Source organism: Bartonella phoceensis (genome assembly GCF_902825145.1).
GTDB lineage: Bacteria > Pseudomonadota > Alphaproteobacteria > Rhizobiales > Rhizobiaceae > Bartonella > Bartonella phoceensis.
The window spans coordinates 1-238 of sequence record NZ_CADEAD010000091.1; the positions used below are offsets into that span (position 1 = coordinate 1).

The 238-nt window shown below is 41.2% G+C and carries 1 protein-coding gene; it reads right to left on the reverse strand.

Annotation, left to right across the window (positions count from 1 at the left end):
• On the reverse strand, positions 1–238 hold a 238-nt coding region (locus J7R07_RS08195; protein WP_208436349.1), incomplete at both ends, for a hypothetical protein.

Genomic DNA, 238 nt, shown 5'->3' on the forward strand with positions numbered 1-238 from the left:
CATCGCCATCAGAACCAATTTCATTAACCTTGAAATCAGGCGCTTTCCATTGGCCATTCTCATACTGAGTACTACCACCAAAATAGTTTGCAACAGTCTTATGGGTTTCAAAAAGCTGAGAACCATTGATCGCATCATGTGAACTCTCATTAATCTGACCATTCCCAACATTATGAAGACCTACAGGAGCACGATCTTTGCCTTTGCCAAAAGTAACACTCGTATAATCCGTAGTGCT